The sequence below is a fragment of the Pseudomonas fluorescens genome, from assembly GCF_902498195.1.
In the GTDB taxonomy this organism is placed as follows: Bacteria; Pseudomonadota; Gammaproteobacteria; order Pseudomonadales; family Pseudomonadaceae; genus Aquipseudomonas; species Aquipseudomonas fluorescens_BU.
On sequence record NZ_CABVIY010000005.1, the window covers coordinates 534,506 to 551,347 of the forward strand.

Consider the following 16,842-nt stretch of genomic DNA (forward strand, 5'->3'; position numbering starts at 1 on the left):
ATTCGCCGCTCATCGGTCGGCGTGGTTCAAGGATTAAGCGGCGGGGAGTAACGGCGACAGCATGCGATGATCGACTGCCGCAGCGTTCCCGGCCACAGAGAAAATTCCGGTTGTTGCACGCAAAGGGTCAGCGCTCTCGTGCCCTTTGCGTTTAAAGCAATGCCTTTGCCGGGGAGCTTAGATGCCCAGGCAGAGGTATTTGATTTCCAGGTAATCTTCGATGCCGTACTTGGAGCCTTCACGGCCCAGGCCCGAAGCCTTGATGCCGCCGAATGGCGCGACTTCGTTGGAGATCAGACCGGTGTTGACGCCGACCATGCCGTATTCCAGGGCTTCAGCCACACGGAACACACGACCCAGGTCGCGGGCATAGAAGTACGAGGCCAGGCCGAACTCGGTGTCGTTGGACATCGCGATCACTTCGGCTTCGTCTTTGAAGCGGAACAGCGGCGCCAATGGGCCGAAGGTTTCTTCCTTGGCCACGGCAGCGTTGTTAGGCACGTTGGTCAGGATGGTCGGTTCGAAGAAGTTGCCTTCGATGGACTTGCCGCCCGACAGCACGGTGGCGCCTTTGGCCACGGCGTCAGCGATGTGCTCTTGCACCTTGGCCACGGCTTTTTCGTCGATCAGCGGACCGGTGGTGGTGCCTGCTTCCAGACCGTTACCGATCTTGAGCTTGGCCACCGCCACTTTCAGCTTCTCGGCGAACGCGTCGTAGACCGAATCCTGAATGTACAGACGGTTGGCGCAGACGCAGGTCTGGCCGTTGTTGCGGTATTTGGAAATGATCGCGCCTTCGACGGCCTTATCCAGGTCCGCGTCGTCGAACACGATGAACGGCGCGTTGCCGCCCAGTTCCAGGGACACTTTCTTGATGTCCTTGGCGCATTCCGACATCAGTTGACGACCGATTTCGGTCGAACCGGTGAAGGACAGTTTGCGCACGATCGGGTTGCTGGTCAGCTCGCTGCCGATGTCGCCGGCGCTGCCGGAAACCACGCTGAACACACCGGCAGGAATGCCGGCGCGCTGGGCCAGTTCAGCCAGTGCGAATGCCGAGAACGGGGTTTGCGAAGCAGGCTTGAGCACCATGGTGCAACCGGCGGCCAGGGCCGGGCCGGCTTTACGGGTGATCATCGCGGCCGGGAAGTTCCACGGGGTGATGGCAGCGGTCACGCCGATAGGCTGCTTGATCACGATCAGGCGCTTGTCTGGCTGGTGGCCCGGAATCACGTCACCGTAGATGCGCTTGGCTTCTTCGGCGAACCACTCGATGAACGAAGCGGCGTAAACGATTTCGCCCTTGGCTTCGGCCAATGGCTTGCCTTGCTCCAGGGTCATCAGGCGAGCCAGGTCGTCCTGGTTCTCGATCATCAGTTCGAACCAGCGACGCAGCTTGCCCGCACGTTCTTTGGCGGTCAGTGCACGCCAGGCCGGCAGCGCCTTGTCGGCAGCTTCGATGGCACGGCGGGTTTCGGCAGCGCCCATTTTCGGTACGGTGCCCAGAATTTCGCCCGTTGCCGGGTTGTTGACCTTGATCGTCTGACCATTATCCGCGTCAACCCAAGCGCCATCGATGAAGGCTTGCTGGCGGAACAACTGGGTGTCTTTAAGCTGCATGTCGGCTTTCCTTAACAGCACCGCGGCAGGCGCGGAGCAAATTATGATTGTAGAAAGGCGCCTCAGTAGGCTGCCGTCAGGGAAATCATTCACCGGGCTGAAGCACATAAATAGCGCACGGATTGGACTCGTGCGGTTCAGCACCCAGACAAGAGCGTTTGAAATCTCAAACGAATCCTAGGATCAAAGGGGGTAAAGGACAATAGGGCGTTCGAAAAAAAGAACGAAAACGCCGCATTTGCCTATTTTTTCTGATCAACGTAGCAAACGCAGGTTACGCTTGTGAAAACAGCAAGCGATTCAGCAGCATGGACGCCTGCCATGCATATGAGTATCATGGCGCCCGCTTGCACCAGTAGCTCAGCTGGATAGAGTACTGCCCTCCGAAGGCAGGGGTCGTGGGTTCGAATCCCGCCTGGTGCACCATAGATAGAAACGAGAAAGCCCCAGACCGCAAGGTCTGGGGCTTTTTTGTGGCCGCAGGTAGCGGTCAGATCCGGAAGCTGCCCACCAAATGCTTCAAGCGGCTGGCCTGCTGTTCCAGGTCCGAGCAGGCGCGCAAGGTGGACTGCAGGTTCTCCATGCCTTCCTGGTTCAGCGTGTTGATCTCGTTAATGTCCATGTTGATCGAGTCAACCACGGCCGTCTGCTCTTCAGTGGCGGTGGCCACCGACTGGTTCATCCCGTCGATTTCACCGATGCGCTGGGTCACGCTACCCAGGCGCTCGCCCGCCTGGTTGGCGATCGACACGCTGTCCTGGCTGTGGCGCTGGCTTTCGCCCATGGTATTGACCGATTCACGGGCGCCGACTTGCAGCTCCTCGATCATGCGCTGCACTTGCTGCGCCGATTCCTGGGTGCGGTGGGCCAGATTGCGAACTTCGTCTGCCACCACGGCAAAGCCACGGCCCGCCTCGCCAGCACGCGCCGCTTCAATGGCCGCGTTGAGCGCCAGCAGGTTGGTTTGCTGGGAGATGCTGGTGATCACTTCGAGGATCTGACCGATGTTCACGGTCTTGCTGTTCAGCGTTTCGATGTGCGAGCTGGAAGTGACGATCAGGTCCGACAGGCGGTTCATGGCCTCAATGTTGCGATTGACCACTTGCTGGCCTTCTTCGGCCAAGTGGCGGGCGGAGCTGGCGTGTTGCGACGCTTGCGCGGCGTTATGCGCGATTTCCTGAGCCGCAGCCCCCAGTTGATTGATCGCGGCAGCGACGCTGCTGGTGCGGTTGACCTGCTCGTCGGAATTGACCATCGAAGCGTTCGAGGCACTCACCACACGCAGGGCCACTTCGTTGACCTGCTCGGTGGCCGACGACACTTCGCGGATCGAGGTGTGAATACGTTCCACGAAGCGGTTGAAGGCGTTCCCGAGAATGCCAAACTCGTCCTGGGTATGAATGACCAGGCGCTTGGTCAGGTCGCCTTCACCTTCGGCGATATCTTCCATGGCGCGGCTCATGGCCTGGAGGGGTTGCAGCAGCAGACGAATCAGCATGCCCAGCAGGGCAATGATGAAGACCACGGCGACCACGGTGGCAACCACAGCCGAGGCACGGAATTCACTGAGCCTGGAAAACGCCTTGTCCTTGTCGATCGACAGGCCGATGTACCAATTCACCGAAGGCAAGCCCTTGATCGGGGCGAACGTGACGATGCGGGTCTGGCCATTGGCCTGGACTTCACTCAACTCACCGTTGATCCGTGGCGTCCCCTGCGGGAAGAGATCACTCAGGCTCTTCATCTGCATGTTTTTGTCAGGGTGGACCAGCACCTTGCCATCGGAGCTGACCATGAAGGCGTAACCCACTCCGCCCAGATCCAGCTTGTTGATGATGTCGACCAGCGCACCGAAGCTCACATCACCACCGATCACGCCGACGGTCTGCCCAGACTTGCGGATGGCTGCCACCATGGAGACCACCAGCGTGTTAGTGGCCATTTCGACGTACGGCTCGGTCATGGCGACGGAGCTGCTGGCCTCGGCCAGCTTGTACCAGGGGCGTGTGCGCGCATCGTACCCATCGGGCATCTTTGCATCAGGCAGGATGGCGAACTCGCCTTTGGTGGTACCGACGTAAGTGCTGGGGAAGCTCGACACCAGTGTTTTCTGCGCCATCAACGTGGTGATGCTGGTCATCTCCGGGTTCAAGGCCGCGTTTTGCGCCAGGTTTTCCACCAGCAAGGTGCGGCCGTCGAACCAGTTCTTGATGTTGGCCGCCGTCACTTGACCCATTTCATGGAGGTTGTTTTCCAGATCCTTGCGAATGGCGTTGCGCTGCAGGTAGTCGTTGTACAACGTGAATAGCGCGAAAGCGGCTACCACGATCAGCGACGCCGCAAGCAGGATCTTGTGGCTGAATCGAAGGTTTTTATTCATACGGGTCGTGTCCAACAAGGCGTTATTGTTGATTGGCACGAGCTGTATCGACCGATGAATTAAATACTGAACATGTTTGTTCGTTTTTCTAGACGCGGAAGCTCGTCGGAAATATCCCTGCAAGCTGGAATTCAGAACCGCCAAATACGACGCACAAAAAAACCGCCGAAGCGGTTTTTGTCATTCAGTCGTCCAGTCAAACTCGTCGTATTCATCATCCTCGTCGTCCTCGAACATTTCCTCTTCAAGAACGTCTTCTTCCTCAGCGTCAGCCTCTTCCGGCTGATTCAGCAGAAAATCCTTACGACTTTCGGTAATCGCGCGCCGAAGTTCTTCGCCTTTTTCAGGGCAGTTGAGCATTTGGGCGATGCGGTCGATTTTTTTTGCCACGGTTTCCTCCAACCCCATCGGCGATGGCTTGATAGTGCGCGCTTTCGGGTTCGGATGCCAAATCGCCGGGGTTGGGCGGGTCAGTTTTTTTGCAGGGCCTTGAGTCGGGTGGTGAGATTTTCATCGGGGTAGCGTTTGTGCAGGTCCGCCAGCAACTTGTCGGCGGCTTGGCTGTTTCCGGATTTTTGCAGGCGCAGGACTTCGCGCAGTTGCTCATCCAGGGATTTCACCGGTGCGGCGACGCGCTTGCTGACTTTGGCTTCATCCGCCAGGTCGGCACTGAAGGATTCGCTTTGTGCCGGGGCTGCCGATTCCGCCATAGGTGCTGGCGCAGGCATCGCGCCGGCCGGGGCGGCGAGTGAACGGGTGGCTGCCGATTCGGCTTCTTTTTTGGCCATCGGGGCGGAAGCTTTGGGTGCAGGTGCGAAGTCGTAGCTTGGCACTGGCTCAGGTGAGCGTTGCACCAGCGACAGCATCAGCGCGACGCCGACGAGGCTGGCGAATGCCACTTGCCAGCGGGGTTGTTGGCAGGCGCGGATCCAGCGCTGCCAAATAGTTGGCTTCGATACAGGGGCTTCACGCTGCGCAGTGCCCAGGATGAACGCATCAAGATGGGCCGGCGGCTCTTCACTCCCATGTTCGCGGTAATGTTCGAGCACTTGCTGTTCAGGTGTCGGGCGGGCGTCAGTCATGTCAGTACCTCCTCGGCCAGCAGCCGACGCAGTTTTTGCTGGGCGTAACGCAAGCGGCTCTTGACGGTTTCCAGCGGTGTTTCAGTGAGAGTGGCGATCTGCGGCAGGTCGAGATCGCTGTAGGCGCGCAGCAGGAACACTTCGCGCTGGTCAGGGGGCAAGGCTTGCAGCGCGGCTTCCAGGCGTTGACCGTCACGGCTCAGGCTCAGCAGTTGCTCCGGATCGGAGGCTTCGTCGGCCAGGGCATGGGTTTGTTCATCGTAACTGTCGTGCAGCGGTTGATGGACTCCATGTTTGCGCCAGTGATCGATCAGGCGGTTGCGCGCAATCTGGTACAGCCAGGTACGAAAAGTCGCCCGGCCTTGTGGCTGGCTGCCGCTGCGGATCAGGCTCAGCCAGGTCTCCTGATACACCTCCTCCGCCCGTTCCGCGCTGCCGCTGAGCCCCAGCAGAAAACGATACAAACCTTGGCGATGGCGTGCGTACAAAATCTCGAACGCCGCACCGTCGCCCGCGCGATAACAGGCCAGCAGCGATTCGTCGCTGCTGGCCTCAACGCTGTTCGCAGGCGCAAACAGCTGGCTGACGAACCCCTTGAGTCGGCTCACTATTCAATCCGTCGGTCAGTGGCGGTTGGATTCGACGCCGTGGTGGTGCGCAGGCTCTGCGCCAGCGCCACCAACTGCACGAACTCGCTGCGCAGGCCGAAGCGGTCATCGCCCCGTGCGCCACGGGCCAGGGCTTCGGTGTCTTTGAGGCTGAACTCGCCGGTGTAGCGACCCTCCTTGAGCTGTTGGGAAAACGCGGCGACGGCGGCGGCAAATCGCAGGTCGTCACTCGCCGCTTTCACGCTGTCTGTGATGGGCCGCTCGATCAGGCGACTATTCCCACCTTCCGGCAGCTGATAACGCACACGCAGCATCGCCCATTCTCCATTCTTGCCGGCCACAGCAGCGCCCGCTTTTCCATAGCGCAGCGGCTCCAACCAGCCCTTCTCGCCCTTGGGGACAATTTCGTACAACGCCGTTACCGTATGCCCTGCACCGATTTCGCCGGCATCGACCTTGTCGTTGCTGAAATCCTCACGCTTCAGCGCGCGGTTTTCATAACCCAGCAGCCGATACTCACTGACTTGCGCCGGGTTGAACTCGACTTGCAGCTTCACGTTTTTCGCCACCACCGCCAGGGTCGAGCCGAGCTGATCCACCAGCACCTTGCGCGCCTCGCGCAGGTTGTCGATGTAGGCGTAGTTTCCATCGCCGGCATCGGCCAGTTGTTCCATCAGGTGTTCATTGTAGTTATCCACACCAAAACCCAGGGTGGTCAGGGACACGCCGGTCTTGCGCTTATCCACAGCCATTTGCTTGAGGCTGTCGAAGTCGCTGATACCCACGTTGAAATCACCGTCGGTGGCCAGCAGCACGCGGTTGATGCCTTTGGGGATAAACGCTTGCTGCGCCATTTGGTAGGCCAGTTCGATGCCCGACGCGCCAGCCGTGGAGCCGCCAGCCGTCAATTGGTCGATGGCGGTACGAATTTTCGCTTTTTCCCGTCCGGAAACGGGCTCGAGCACCACGCGGGATTCGCCGGCATAGACCACCAGCGACACCCGGTCCTGCTCGCGCAGTTGATCGACCAGCAACTTCAGCGTGCTTTTGACCAGCGGCAAGCCCTCGCGACGGTCCATCGAACCGGACACATCCACCAGAAACACCAGGTTCGCCGGGGCCAGCTCCGCCACCGCGCGATCCGACGCCTTGATACCGATGCGCAGCAAGCGGGTGTGCGGGTTCCACGGCGATGCCGCCAGCTCGGTGGTCACGCCGAAGGGCGAGCCATCGGTGGGCAAGGCGTAGTCGTAAGGGAAGTAATTGACCATTTCCTCCAGCCGCACCGCGCCTTCGGGTGGCAGGCGCCCCTGATTGAGCAGGCGACGGACGTTGGCATACGCGCCGGTGTCGACGTCGGCGCTGAAGGTCGAGACCGGTGTTTCGGCAACGCTGTGGATCGGGTTGTCGGCCAGGGCCTGGTATTGCTCACGCTGCTCGTCGCGGTAGCCCTGTGGATAAGTTTCGCCGGCAGGCACCGGCGCGAAAGCGGGTGCCGCGCGCACGCTGCGCTTGGCCAGTGCAGCATCGGCCATGACCGCTTCGTGTTGCACCACGGCTTCGGTTTTCAACTCAGGCTGAGCCGGTGACGGCACCGCCGCGGACTCGGGCTTGGACGACACGCCGCAACCGGCCATCGCCAGCAACAGCCCGGCGGCGAAACCCTGGGTGGCCGGGCGCAGAAAACAAGGAGAAAAGGACATGGGGGCTGACCTCAGGAGGAAATTGATCCATTCATCCTCTGAGACGGCCAGCCCGAACGGTTCGGGTTAAACCGCGCTAACAATTTTTCAGCGGTGATAACGCCGCGCCACGCTGCTGTTTCTCAGCACATGGCCTTTGATTTTTTCCAGGAACTGCGTGCGGGTCAGGCCGGCGGGCAAGGCATCCGGGGCCAGGTCCAGGGCGTAGAGCTGGATGATGTAATGGTGCGCACTGTCGCCCACTGGCGGGCAAGGACCGACATAACCCGTGGTGCCTTTGCTGTTCGTACCGCCCACCCCTTCAAGCGCGGATTTGGCACCGACACCGGCCGCAATCTGATGGGTGCTGGCCTTGATCCCGTAATGCAGCCAGTGATCGACGCCCTGGCCTTTCTGGCCATCCGGATCGTGCATGACGATGGCGTAGCTTTGCGTGCCTGCCGGGCCAGCGTTCCAGCTCAGCGCCGGCGATTGATTGTGCCCGCCGCAACCCTGGGCATCGCTGGCAGCGGCCGAGGTAAACAAGCGGTCATCCGAGACGCCCGGGATGTTCAGGGTGAAACGGTCCTGGGCCGCCTGTGCCGGAAATTGCACGCAAAGGGCGACAGCTACAGCGGCCAGCCAAGGATTCAGAGAGGTCAATCGGGTCATACCGGAGCACCTTGTGCGGGTGGGGCCGTCGTCGGCGTGCAAACTATAGCCGGACCGTTCGTGCCGTGGCAGTGGGATTTGGATAAACCCGTAGGAGCTGACGAAGGCTGCGATCTTTTGATTTTCAAGATCAAAAGATCGCAGCCTTCGGCAGCTCCTACAGGGGTGTTCGACTTTGATGACGTGTACCCGGCGTTGTCGCCGGGCTGTTACTGGACCTCGCCAGCACCACCAAACTTGCTCATGAGGAAACCGACAAACTCCTCAAGGGTCATTTTCTGGCCGTTGAAATCCACCTGATTGTTGGCGTAGTGCAGCTTGCTGACGACGTTGTTGCCTTCCAGTTTGGCCAACTGGCTGCCAACGGCCATGCTGCTGAACATGTCCGCCGTGGCGCTGGCCTGATCGGCGATCAGTTTGGCGTCGGTCTGGCCGTCGATTTGCGACTGCACGGTGAGGACGTCAACGATCATCGGCTTGGACACTTGCACATTGACGTCCAGCAAGGCGATCAACTGCCTGACCAGTTGATCGGCCGGCAGGTCGATCGATTGCGGCTTGGTCAGGTCGAGCACCAGGTTGGCGCGGCTTTCGCCATTGCTGGTGTTGAACGACAGGTTTTCCAGGGCCACCTGCGGGCCGGCGGCGAGCAATTGCTCCAGATGGGTCTTGAGCTGCGCCTCTTCGGCTTCGGTCAGGTTCAGTTCCGGCACCGGCTGACCGTTCTCGGCCGCTTCGGCGGCAGCCTGCTCGTAGGGTTGCAGCTTGGTCTGGTAGATCTGCATCAATGCCAGGGTGGCCGGCATGTCGAGGTTCTTCAGGCTAACGGCCATCTGCGCAGAACCGACAGCCTTGCCATTGAGTGACACTTCGCCAATCTTGTAATCGGCGCGTCCGGACCCGCTGGTCCCCGTCTCCGAGGTCTGGCTTTTCATCTCGAAATTCTTCAAGCCCAGCACCGACTGTTTCGGGCCGAAGGTGGTTTTGCTGTTGGTCAGCGCGATGTTGTTCTCGCCGATGTAATACCCGTAGGTACTTTTGCTCAGGTTGCTGGCCAGGGTCAGGCCGCTCAACTCGACCTGCACCGGCGCCTGGTCTTCGGAAACAGTGGTGAGCTTCAGGCTGTCCATGTAGCCGTCGGCCTTGACCTTCTGCGCCTGGGCACTGGCCGCGACGTCGAACTTCAGACCAGAGAACTTCAGGCTCGACTTGTCATCCAGCGCCGTTTCCAGCGGCAGCAGTTCAAAGGTGCCGTTGGTGGCGTTGTCGTAGCCGATGTTGACCACGCCCTTGAGCGGCGAGGCATCCTTGGTGGCGGCGAACCATTTTTCCGTGAGCGGGGTTTTTTCAAGCTCGTAGTGACTGGTGGCCATGACCGGCAGCCACTTCAGCGAAACCAGGCGCGAGAACGGCAGCGGGCCATGCTCGATGCGATCGACGAACAGCAACTCGATCGGCGCTTCGCCGAACATTTCACCTTCGCCCTTGAGCCGATAATGCGCAGTGCTGCTAAACATATGGCGCTCCAGCGACACCAGCTCCACCTTCGCCGTGCCCTTGTGCCCGACCAGCGCAGCCTGCAATTGCTGGTTGGCGTCCGCCAGGGAAGTGTTCAGCACACTTTCGATCTTGGTGCCGGTGTACCAGGCACCGCCAGCGCTGATGACGCCGATGGCGACCAAAATTCCTAGAAGCACGCCTGCTGATTTATTCATGAATGACCCGATCAATGTCCGTTGTTGAAAATGTGGTCGTCTTCCCTGAACCCATGACGGGTGGCGGTCACGACTGCGATTTGAGTGGGGTGCAGATTAGCATCAGGTGTGCGGGGTGCCCGAATGATTAAAGGTGAAAGAGTGTCATGACGGGGAAGGTTTTGGTGCTCATGCCGATGCCTTCGCGAGCAAGCCCGCTCCCACATTGGAATGCATTTCAAATGTGGGAGCGGGCTTGCTCGCGAAGGCGTCATCACTGACAAAACACAATCAGGAGTATTGGACCTCGATCTCATCGAGCTGATGATCAAAGGTCTTCAGCCGCGCCGTCCAGGTGTACACCAGCACTTCAAAATCCCGATTGATCACCGCCCCGCCCGTCACTTCCCCACGCGGGTCGCAGAAATCCAGCTGATAGCGCTCGCGGGCCATGGCGGTGGCGACATCGGCCAGTTCCCGGGCGTTGTTCAGCCAGTGGCGGCCGTCGTCCGCCACTTGCTTGTCCAGCTCCAGGCATTGCTTCTTCAGGGTTTCGAGGCTTTTTTCCAGCGGCGTGCCGGTGAGTTCGCCCATGACTTCCTGGAACGTGCGCCCCGGCTGCCAGTAACTGCCCCAGAAATAGCGGTCGAACACCGTTTCGACACGGCGCAACGCGACCTTGGTGTCCCAGATCAGCACCAGGGTCTTGCCTTGTTCGAGTTGTCTTTTTTTGATCCGCTGGCTCTGGACGGACGCCCAGGCCACCACTGCGATGGACATCACGGCGATCAGCGCGACGGCACTGTCGAGAAACACCAGCGCCTTGTCGATCTGATGGGCCAGCATAATGCCGTAGAAATAGGTTGCCGTGAGCAGCACCAGCGCCACGACGGCACACCAGAAGCCGAGAGCATAAGGGTTTTTCATTATTGGTTTCCCCATGACCTGCGCAAGCCTTGTGCGAAGCAAGGGCGTTTTTTCACGAACGCCCTTTCAACACTTCAAAGCATAGCAACGGCCTCAGGGTTTGCCGGAGTTCGACGCTTGCGTTCGTCCGCTTTCCCAACCGCCGCCCAGGGCCAGGAACAGATTGATCTGGCCGGCGGCAACCTGAGTATTGGCGGCGGCCAGTTGCGCGCGGACATCGGTGTAGGTTCGGGTGGCTTGCAAGTCGGCCAGGAACGAGGCGCGACCGGCCTGAAAGAAACGGTGAGTCTGGTCGGCCGCCAGTTTCGCCGATTGCTCGGCGTCCGCCAGGGCGTCGCGACGTTGCAGCAGGGCAGAATACTGGGCGAGGCTCGTCTGGGTTTCGCGGATCGCGTTGAGCACCACACCGTCGAACTGCGCCAAGGCGCCCTGGGTGACCGCTTCGGCTTCGCGGATGCGTGCACGGGCGCCGTTGGTCGGCACCGTCCAGGTCAGTGAAGGTCCGAAGCCCCAGCGGTTGGTGGAGGGTTCGCCAAGATTCTCCAGAATACCCACGGTGCCGACCGTCGCACCGAGGCTGACGTCCGGGTACAGCTGAGCCGTGGCGATGCCGATCGTCGCGGTCGCTGCTGCCAGCCGGCGCTCTGCCTGCCTCACGTCGGGGCGGCGCTTGAGCAACGATGCGCCGTCGCCCACCGGTATCAACTGTGCGATTTTGGGTAATTCGGCGCATGTCGCGGTGCCGGCCGGCAATTGGTCCACCGGTTTGGCCAACAGCATCGACAAACGGAACAATCCGGCCTGACGCTCCGCCTCATACCGAGGCATCTCGGCGCGCAGGGATTTGAATTGGGTTTGCGAACGGGTGACCTGGGTTTCATCGCCACGCCCGGCATCGCGCAAGCGCTGGATCAATGTGGTGCTCTGGGCTTGCAGATCAAGGGAATGCTGGGCGATTTCCCACTCTTCATTGGCCGCGCACACCTGGGTGTAGGCGCGGACCACATCGGCCACCAGGGTGATGCGCGCGGTGTCGGCGGCGCCTTGTGTCGCATCGGCACTGGCCTTGGCCGCTTCGATGCCGCGCTGCAACTTGCCGAACAGGTCGAATTGGTAAGACGCGCTGATGGCGATACTGCCGATGTTGGCCACTGGCACTTTCTCCGGCAAAAGGAACGCTTCTCCGGACTCCTGCAAACGTTCGGCGCCCATCTTCACGCCGCCACTCCAGCCGCCTGCCGCTTCGGCCTCGTCGACCTGGGCGCGGGACCGTTGCAGGTTTGCCGCCGCGACCCGCAAATCGGTGTTGGACGCCATGGCCTGCTGGATCAACTGGTCAAGTCGCGGGTCCCGATACAGGCGCCACCAATCGGCCGGCACCGGGTCGGAGACCACCGGCTTGCCGTCGACCGCGAGTTCGCCCTGCAGGTCTTCACGGTGGATGGCCGCGTCTTCCGGCAGGTGATAGTCCGGCCCGACCACCTGGCACGCCGACAGCAGCAAACCCAATCCCGCGACCGCCCACCCTGAAGCCTTGCTCATGGCAGCAGCCCCCTGGCCTGATCGTCGATGATCGATACCGTGGCCGTGCGCCCGGCGATCATGCGGAAGTCCGCCGGCACGTCATCGAAGGCGATCCGCACCGGAATCCGCTGGGCCAGGCGCACCCAACTGAACGCCGGGTTGACGTTGGGCAGCAGGTTATTGCCGCTGGTGCGATCGCGGTCTTCGATCCCGGCGACGATGCTTTCCACATGCCCGCGCAACCGCGCGCGGTCGCCGACCACACGGATGTCGACGCTCTGACCGACATGGATGCCGTCCAGCTTGGTTTCTTCGAAATAGCCGTCGATGTGGAAGGAGTTGCTGTCGACCACCGACAACACCGGCCGCCCGGCGCTGACGAACTCCTGGGTGCGCGGCGCGCGGTCGTTGACATAGCCATCCACCGGGCTGCGGATCACCGAGCGGTCGAGGTTGAGCTGGGCGCTATCCACCGCGACCTGGGCTTCCATCAACGCCACCTGGGCACGGGCCACGCGCGACTGGCTTTCTTCCAGTTGCTCGCCTGGCACCAGATTACCCAGCCCCTTGTTGCGTTTGGCTTCGCGCTGGGCCTGGGCGAGGGTTTCCTCGCGATCGGCCACCGCCGCCTTCGCCTGGCGCAGGGCCAGTTTGAAACGGTCCTGGTCGATGCTGAACAGCACCTGGCCACGTTTGACCAACTGGTTGTCGCGCACGTCCACTTGCTGGATCAGCCCGGACACATCCGGCGCGATCTGCACGATGTCGGCGCGGATGTGCCCATCACGGGTCCAGGGCGCGAACATGTAATACATCACCATGCGCCAGACCACGACAACGGCGAAACTTACGATCAACAGGGTCAAGACCACGCGGCCGATGGTCAAAAAAGGTTTTTTCATGTCATCAGGTATCGACTGAGTGAGTCCACGACGCCAAGCAGCAAGGCGTAGAGAGCCACGTTAAACAATGCCCGGTGCCAGACCAGACGGTAAAAGTGCAGGCGCGTCAGCACCCCGTGCACCAGCAGGTAAAGCAGATACGTAAAGCCCATCAGCACCAGCAGCGTGGGCAGGAATACCCCGCTGATATCCAGATCACCGATCATAAAGGCGCTCCATCAATGCCATGGGGCAGCGGTTCCTGGGGCTCGGCGGAACCGACAAATTCGACGCCGGGCAACAGCGCCAGGCGCAGGCCGCTCAAGGCGTGCAACAGGTGCAGGCGGGTTTCATCGTCGCCCGCGCCAGCAAGGGCACGGCGGGCGCGATCCATGGTCATCAGCAACGGGCTCGGCGCCGGCAAGCGCTCCCCGGCCTTGAGACAGGTCTTGAAGTAGTCGCCGACCTCGGCCACCACCTGACGCAGCAACGCCTGCGGTACGCCGTGAACCCGTGGCGTATAGGCCAGCAGGTCGAGCAGATTCAGCGCCACGCGCACCTCGCGCAGGGCGATGCCGGTGTCCTGGCCGGTCATGGCCAGCCGCGGCAAATGCTGCATCAGGCGATCCAGTACCTGCACGCCCAGGTGTCGATGTTCGGCCAGTGTCGCCGGCTCGGTCAGGCTGACGATGTCGCGCCAGCTGAAACGGGTCAGGCGCTTGGCCGCCAGTTCGGCGCCGAAGGGCCGCGCCACCAGGGTCCAGATGAAGGCAAACAGCAGGCCCACGGGGCCGGCCAGGTTGGAATTGGCGAAACTGAGGAAGTCCGCGTCATAGGCGCCCTGGATACTGATGAAGGACGAGGTGTTGACCAGCGTCAGCAACATGCCCAGGTAAAACTGCGGCTTGACCGTCAGGGTGCCGACGATGATGAACGGCACGGCGAACGCCAGCACCAGCATCGGGAAATCATGCAGGTTGGGCAGCACCAGAAACAGGTAAAGGCTGGCGAACAGCACCGACATCGCCGTCCAGAAAAAGAACCGGTAGATCTGCGGCGCCGGGTCGTCCATCGAGGCAAAAAAACTACAGGCCACCGCCGCCAGGATCACCGCGGCGCCACCGTCGGTCCAGCCGAGCAGAATCCACAGCACCGAGGCGACAATGATCGCGGTGACGGTGGACGCCGCCGAGTAAAACATCAGGCCACGGTCCAGGAACGGCGTCAGCCGGCCCAGCCGCCAGTGCCGATACACCGCGCGCCAACTGTCCTGGTTTTCGCACTGGATGGCGATTTGCAGGCTGCGGCAGTCCTGCCACAAATCGATCCACTCACCGAGGCGATACAGGGCGTTGGAGAACAGCAGCTGCCTGCGATCGTCCAGCGCCTCGGGGCTGGGTTGCGCGGCCTCAAGTTGGTCCTTCAGCGCCTGCCATCGGTCAAGGTCAGCGTCTTTGTGCTGGAGCCATTCGGTGGTGGCGCCCAGCAGCGGCGCAAACTGATCCACCAGCTCGGGCGTACGCCGTTCGAGGGCATACAGCGCGTCGTCGAGGGCATCGATCACCGGCATCAGGTGAATCATGCGCCCGCGCAACTCCTTGGTATTGCGTACCGTTTGCGGCCGCGCACCCTCGTGAGGCAGCTGGCCGATCATCAGTTCCAGGCTGTTGAAGGTCGTCACCATCGACATGCGCAACGCGCTGACTTCGTCGGGCTGCACGTTGCGAGCGAGAAACCGCAGGCTGTAGTTCGAGGCATCCACAAACCATTTGCTCACCGAATCGTTGAACACCGGCGCCAGACGACGGGGCCAGAACATCGCGCCGACCACCGCCGCGACGGCGATGCCAAGAAAGATCTCTTCGGTGCGCGCCTCGGCCACATCCCACACCGCCAACGGGTTGTCCACCACCGGCAGGGCGATCAGCGGCAAGGTGTAGCCGGCCAGCATCAACGCGTAGTTGTTGGCGGTGCGCAAATGCAAGGACAGGAACAGCAGCGTCCCGGTCCACAGGGCGATGACCAGCACCAGCACATAAGGGCTCTGGACGAACATCGGCACAAATAGAACCGCCGCGGCGGCCCCCATGAAGGTGCCGATGGCGCGGTACAGCGCCTTGGAAGTGGTCGGGCCGAGAAACGGATTGGAAACGATGTACACCGTGGCCATCGCCCAATACGGACGCGGCATTTGCATGAGCAGGGCGATGTACAACGCGATCATCGAGGCCGCGAAGGTGCGCACGCCGTAAAACCAGTCGCGCGCCGGGGGCATGCCGGTAAAAAATCCGTTCAAGGGTTGGCCACCGACGGATGGCGAGCCGATTCGAAGGCCTTCAATACCCGCAGCGCGGCTTCCAGATCACGCGGATCGATGCCTTCGAGCACTTCATTGCGCAAACGCACCAGCTCGACTTCCACCGTTTGCACCAGCGTGCGGCCGGTGTCGGTCAGGCTCAGGCATTTGGCGCGGCGATCCTGGGCATCTTCGGTCCGGCAGACATGACCGGCATGGCACAGCTGGTCCAGCAGTCGCACCAGCGACGGGCTCTCCATCCCGGACGCCTGCGCCACCGCCACCTGCCGCACGCCATCGCCCAGGCGCCCGATCATCAGCAACGGGACGGCGCAGGCTTCGGAAATACCATAGTTGACCAGCGTGGTCTGGCAGATCTTCCGCCAATGTCGGGCAGCCACCACCATGGAGCTGCTGATGTTCATCTGGAGAGCGTCGAGAGTATTCGGCACGAGGAAATGCACACTGTTAGTTTGCTAACTATCAATATCGCATTGGAGGGGTTTTTCCGTCAAGTTTTGAAACAAATAGCCGACCATGAACACGTAAAGGTCACGTCAAAGGTCGTTGCTGAGTTTGAAAGTTGATCGGCCCTGAATCGGTAAAACTCTCAAAACCTTCAGCGCTTCCTGGCCCGTTCATAGACATCACTGCGTTCGCGCTTTCCGACAGCAACCACAGAAACGACTACACGCTCATCTATAACCTCGTAGACCAGCCGGTATCCCGACGACTTCAGCTTGATTTTGTAGCAATCAGGCATGCCATGCAGTGCGTCGGATTGAATTCGAGGCAGCTCAAGCCGCTCAGCCAGTTTCTTTTTGAATTGCTCACGCAACGTATGACCCAGTTTGTCCCACTCCTTGCGTGCGGACGGCAGGAATTCGAGCTTATAGGTCATCCAGGGTTACCGGGACCGGCGTTTCATGACGACGAGAGCGCACAATATCCGCCAAGGCAAGATCATCGAGGCGCTCCATCATCGCCTCGAAGACATCCGCCGGGACCATGTAACCCATTACTCGATTGTGATTCAGCACAGCGACAGGCCCGCCGTGGGCACCATTCAAAACGGCAGTCGGGTTTTTCTTTAGCTCGGATACGCTTACAGCCATGTCGGCTAGAACATTTTGCATAATAAAGACCTCAAATGAGGTCGTAATTCTGGTCTATTTTTACCCTTGCGGCAAACTTGAAAGCTGCTCTTTATCGGATTGTCATACCCCCCGCCCCTTCCTCAACATCACATCCAGTTGATCCACCACCTCTGCCCAATCGGCGTCATCGAGAATTTCATTGCGCAGCAGCTCCGCCTGGCTCGGGCTCCAGAAAAACGCGTCGGCCAGGTGCAGTTCCGGTTTAAGCGGTGAGTGGGTGGCGATGAATTTGTCGATGTTTTCGGCGTCGTCGGGCAGGCCGAGTTGCTTGAACAGGGAAGGAAGGCTGTGGGTTGGGTTTTCCATGTCTGGCTCCTTT

Annotated in this window: 17 protein-coding genes, 1 tRNA gene and 1 pseudogene; 1 reads left to right on the forward strand and 18 read right to left on the reverse strand. The window is 60.7% G+C overall.

Features of this window, described 5'->3' with window-relative positions; translation table 11 throughout:
- Window positions 1-177: 177 nt before the first annotated feature.
- Complete coding sequence (gene gabD / locus F8N66_RS21185) at window positions 178-1,620, reverse strand: NADP-dependent succinate-semialdehyde dehydrogenase (RefSeq protein WP_150772036.1); 1,443 nt, start codon at window positions 1,618-1,620, stop codon at window positions 178-180.
- 349 nt (window positions 1,621-1,969) lie between these two features.
- Here gabD and F8N66_RS21195 point away from each other — a divergent pair.
- A tRNA-Arg gene (locus F8N66_RS21195) sits at window positions 1,970-2,046 on the forward strand.
- 64 nt (window positions 2,047-2,110) lie between these two features.
- Here the strand turns inward: F8N66_RS21195 and F8N66_RS32215 are convergent.
- The 17 genes and pseudogenes from F8N66_RS32215 to F8N66_RS21275 form a co-directional block, all read right to left on the reverse strand.
- Window positions 2,111-2,875: a methyl-accepting chemotaxis protein gene (locus F8N66_RS32215; RefSeq protein ID WP_412070750.1), complete on the reverse strand. Its 765-nt coding sequence runs from the start codon at window positions 2,873-2,875 to the stop codon at window positions 2,111-2,113.
- A 93-nt stretch (window positions 2,876-2,968) separates the two neighbouring features.
- Window positions 2,969-4,000 (reverse strand): annotated as a pseudogene (locus F8N66_RS32220) (cache domain-containing protein); the annotation flags it as partial.
- A gap of 180 nt (window positions 4,001-4,180) precedes the next feature.
- Window positions 4,181-4,390, reverse strand: a complete 210-nt coding sequence (locus tag F8N66_RS21205; protein WP_150772039.1) for a hypothetical protein — start codon at window positions 4,388-4,390, stop codon at window positions 4,181-4,183.
- Window positions 4,391-4,470: 80 nt separating this feature from the next.
- Window positions 4,471-5,082, reverse strand: coding sequence for a hypothetical protein (locus F8N66_RS21210; protein WP_150772040.1), 612 nt, complete (start codon window positions 5,080-5,082; stop codon window positions 4,471-4,473).
- Window positions 5,079-5,660, reverse strand: a complete 582-nt coding sequence (locus F8N66_RS21215) for an RNA polymerase sigma factor (protein ID WP_224790511.1) — start codon at window positions 5,658-5,660, stop codon at window positions 5,079-5,081. The genes F8N66_RS21210 and F8N66_RS21215 overlap by 4 nt, the downstream gene beginning before the upstream one ends.
- Window positions 5,661-5,689: 29 nt before the next feature.
- Complete coding sequence (locus F8N66_RS21220; protein ID WP_150772042.1) at window positions 5,690-7,393, reverse strand: vWA domain-containing protein; 1,704 nt, start codon at window positions 7,391-7,393, stop codon at window positions 5,690-5,692.
- 87 nt (window positions 7,394-7,480) lie between these two features.
- On the reverse strand, window positions 7,481-8,044 hold the full coding sequence (locus tag F8N66_RS21225; protein ID WP_150772043.1) for a YbhB/YbcL family Raf kinase inhibitor-like protein: 564 nt from the start codon (window positions 8,042-8,044) through the stop codon (window positions 7,481-7,483).
- A gap of 209 nt (window positions 8,045-8,253) precedes the next feature.
- Window positions 8,254-9,759 carry a YdgA family protein gene (locus tag F8N66_RS21230; protein WP_150772044.1) on the reverse strand — a complete coding sequence of 502 codons (1,506 nt, stop codon included), beginning with the start codon at window positions 9,757-9,759 and terminating at the stop codon, window positions 8,254-8,256.
- A gap of 270 nt (window positions 9,760-10,029) precedes the next feature.
- On the reverse strand, window positions 10,030-10,665 hold the full coding sequence (locus F8N66_RS21235) for an NADH:ubiquinone oxidoreductase subunit N (RefSeq protein ID WP_150772045.1): 636 nt from the start codon (window positions 10,663-10,665) through the stop codon (window positions 10,030-10,032).
- 93 nt (window positions 10,666-10,758) lie between these two features.
- Window positions 10,759-12,207 (reverse strand): efflux transporter outer membrane subunit, encoded by a 1,449-nt coding sequence (locus F8N66_RS21240; RefSeq protein ID WP_150772046.1) that lies wholly within the window; start codon window positions 12,205-12,207, stop codon window positions 10,759-10,761.
- Window positions 12,204-13,091 (reverse strand): HlyD family secretion protein, encoded by an 888-nt coding sequence (locus tag F8N66_RS21245; protein ID WP_150772047.1) that lies wholly within the window; start codon window positions 13,089-13,091, stop codon window positions 12,204-12,206. The genes F8N66_RS21240 and F8N66_RS21245 overlap by 4 nt, the downstream gene beginning before the upstream one ends.
- A complete protein-coding gene (locus F8N66_RS21250) occupies window positions 13,088-13,297 on the reverse strand; it encodes a DUF1656 domain-containing protein (RefSeq protein WP_150772048.1) in 210 nt (69 codons plus the stop codon). Before F8N66_RS21250 ends, F8N66_RS21245 begins: the two co-directional genes overlap by 4 nt.
- Window positions 13,294-15,366, reverse strand: a complete 2,073-nt coding sequence (locus F8N66_RS21255; RefSeq protein WP_150772049.1) for an FUSC family protein — start codon at window positions 15,364-15,366, stop codon at window positions 13,294-13,296. Before F8N66_RS21255 ends, F8N66_RS21250 begins: the two co-directional genes overlap by 4 nt.
- The gene (locus tag F8N66_RS21260; RefSeq protein WP_150772050.1) at window positions 15,363-15,791 is read right to left on the reverse strand and encodes a MarR family winged helix-turn-helix transcriptional regulator; all 429 of its coding nucleotides are present in this window, start codon (window positions 15,789-15,791) and stop codon (window positions 15,363-15,365) included. The genes F8N66_RS21255 and F8N66_RS21260 overlap by 4 nt, the downstream gene beginning before the upstream one ends.
- 194 nt (window positions 15,792-15,985) lie before the next feature.
- Complete coding sequence (locus F8N66_RS21265) at window positions 15,986-16,267, reverse strand: type II toxin-antitoxin system RelE family toxin (protein ID WP_150772051.1); 282 nt, start codon at window positions 16,265-16,267, stop codon at window positions 15,986-15,988.
- A complete protein-coding gene (locus tag F8N66_RS21270; protein ID WP_150772052.1) occupies window positions 16,257-16,502 on the reverse strand; it encodes a type II toxin-antitoxin system Phd/YefM family antitoxin in 246 nt (81 codons plus the stop codon). Before F8N66_RS21270 ends, F8N66_RS21265 begins: the two co-directional genes overlap by 11 nt.
- A gap of 81 nt (window positions 16,503-16,583) precedes the next feature.
- Window positions 16,584-16,829 carry a DUF2789 domain-containing protein gene (locus F8N66_RS21275; RefSeq protein ID WP_150772053.1) on the reverse strand — a complete coding sequence of 82 codons (246 nt, stop codon included), beginning with the start codon at window positions 16,827-16,829 and terminating at the stop codon, window positions 16,584-16,586.
- Window positions 16,830-16,842 lie beyond the last annotated feature (13 nt).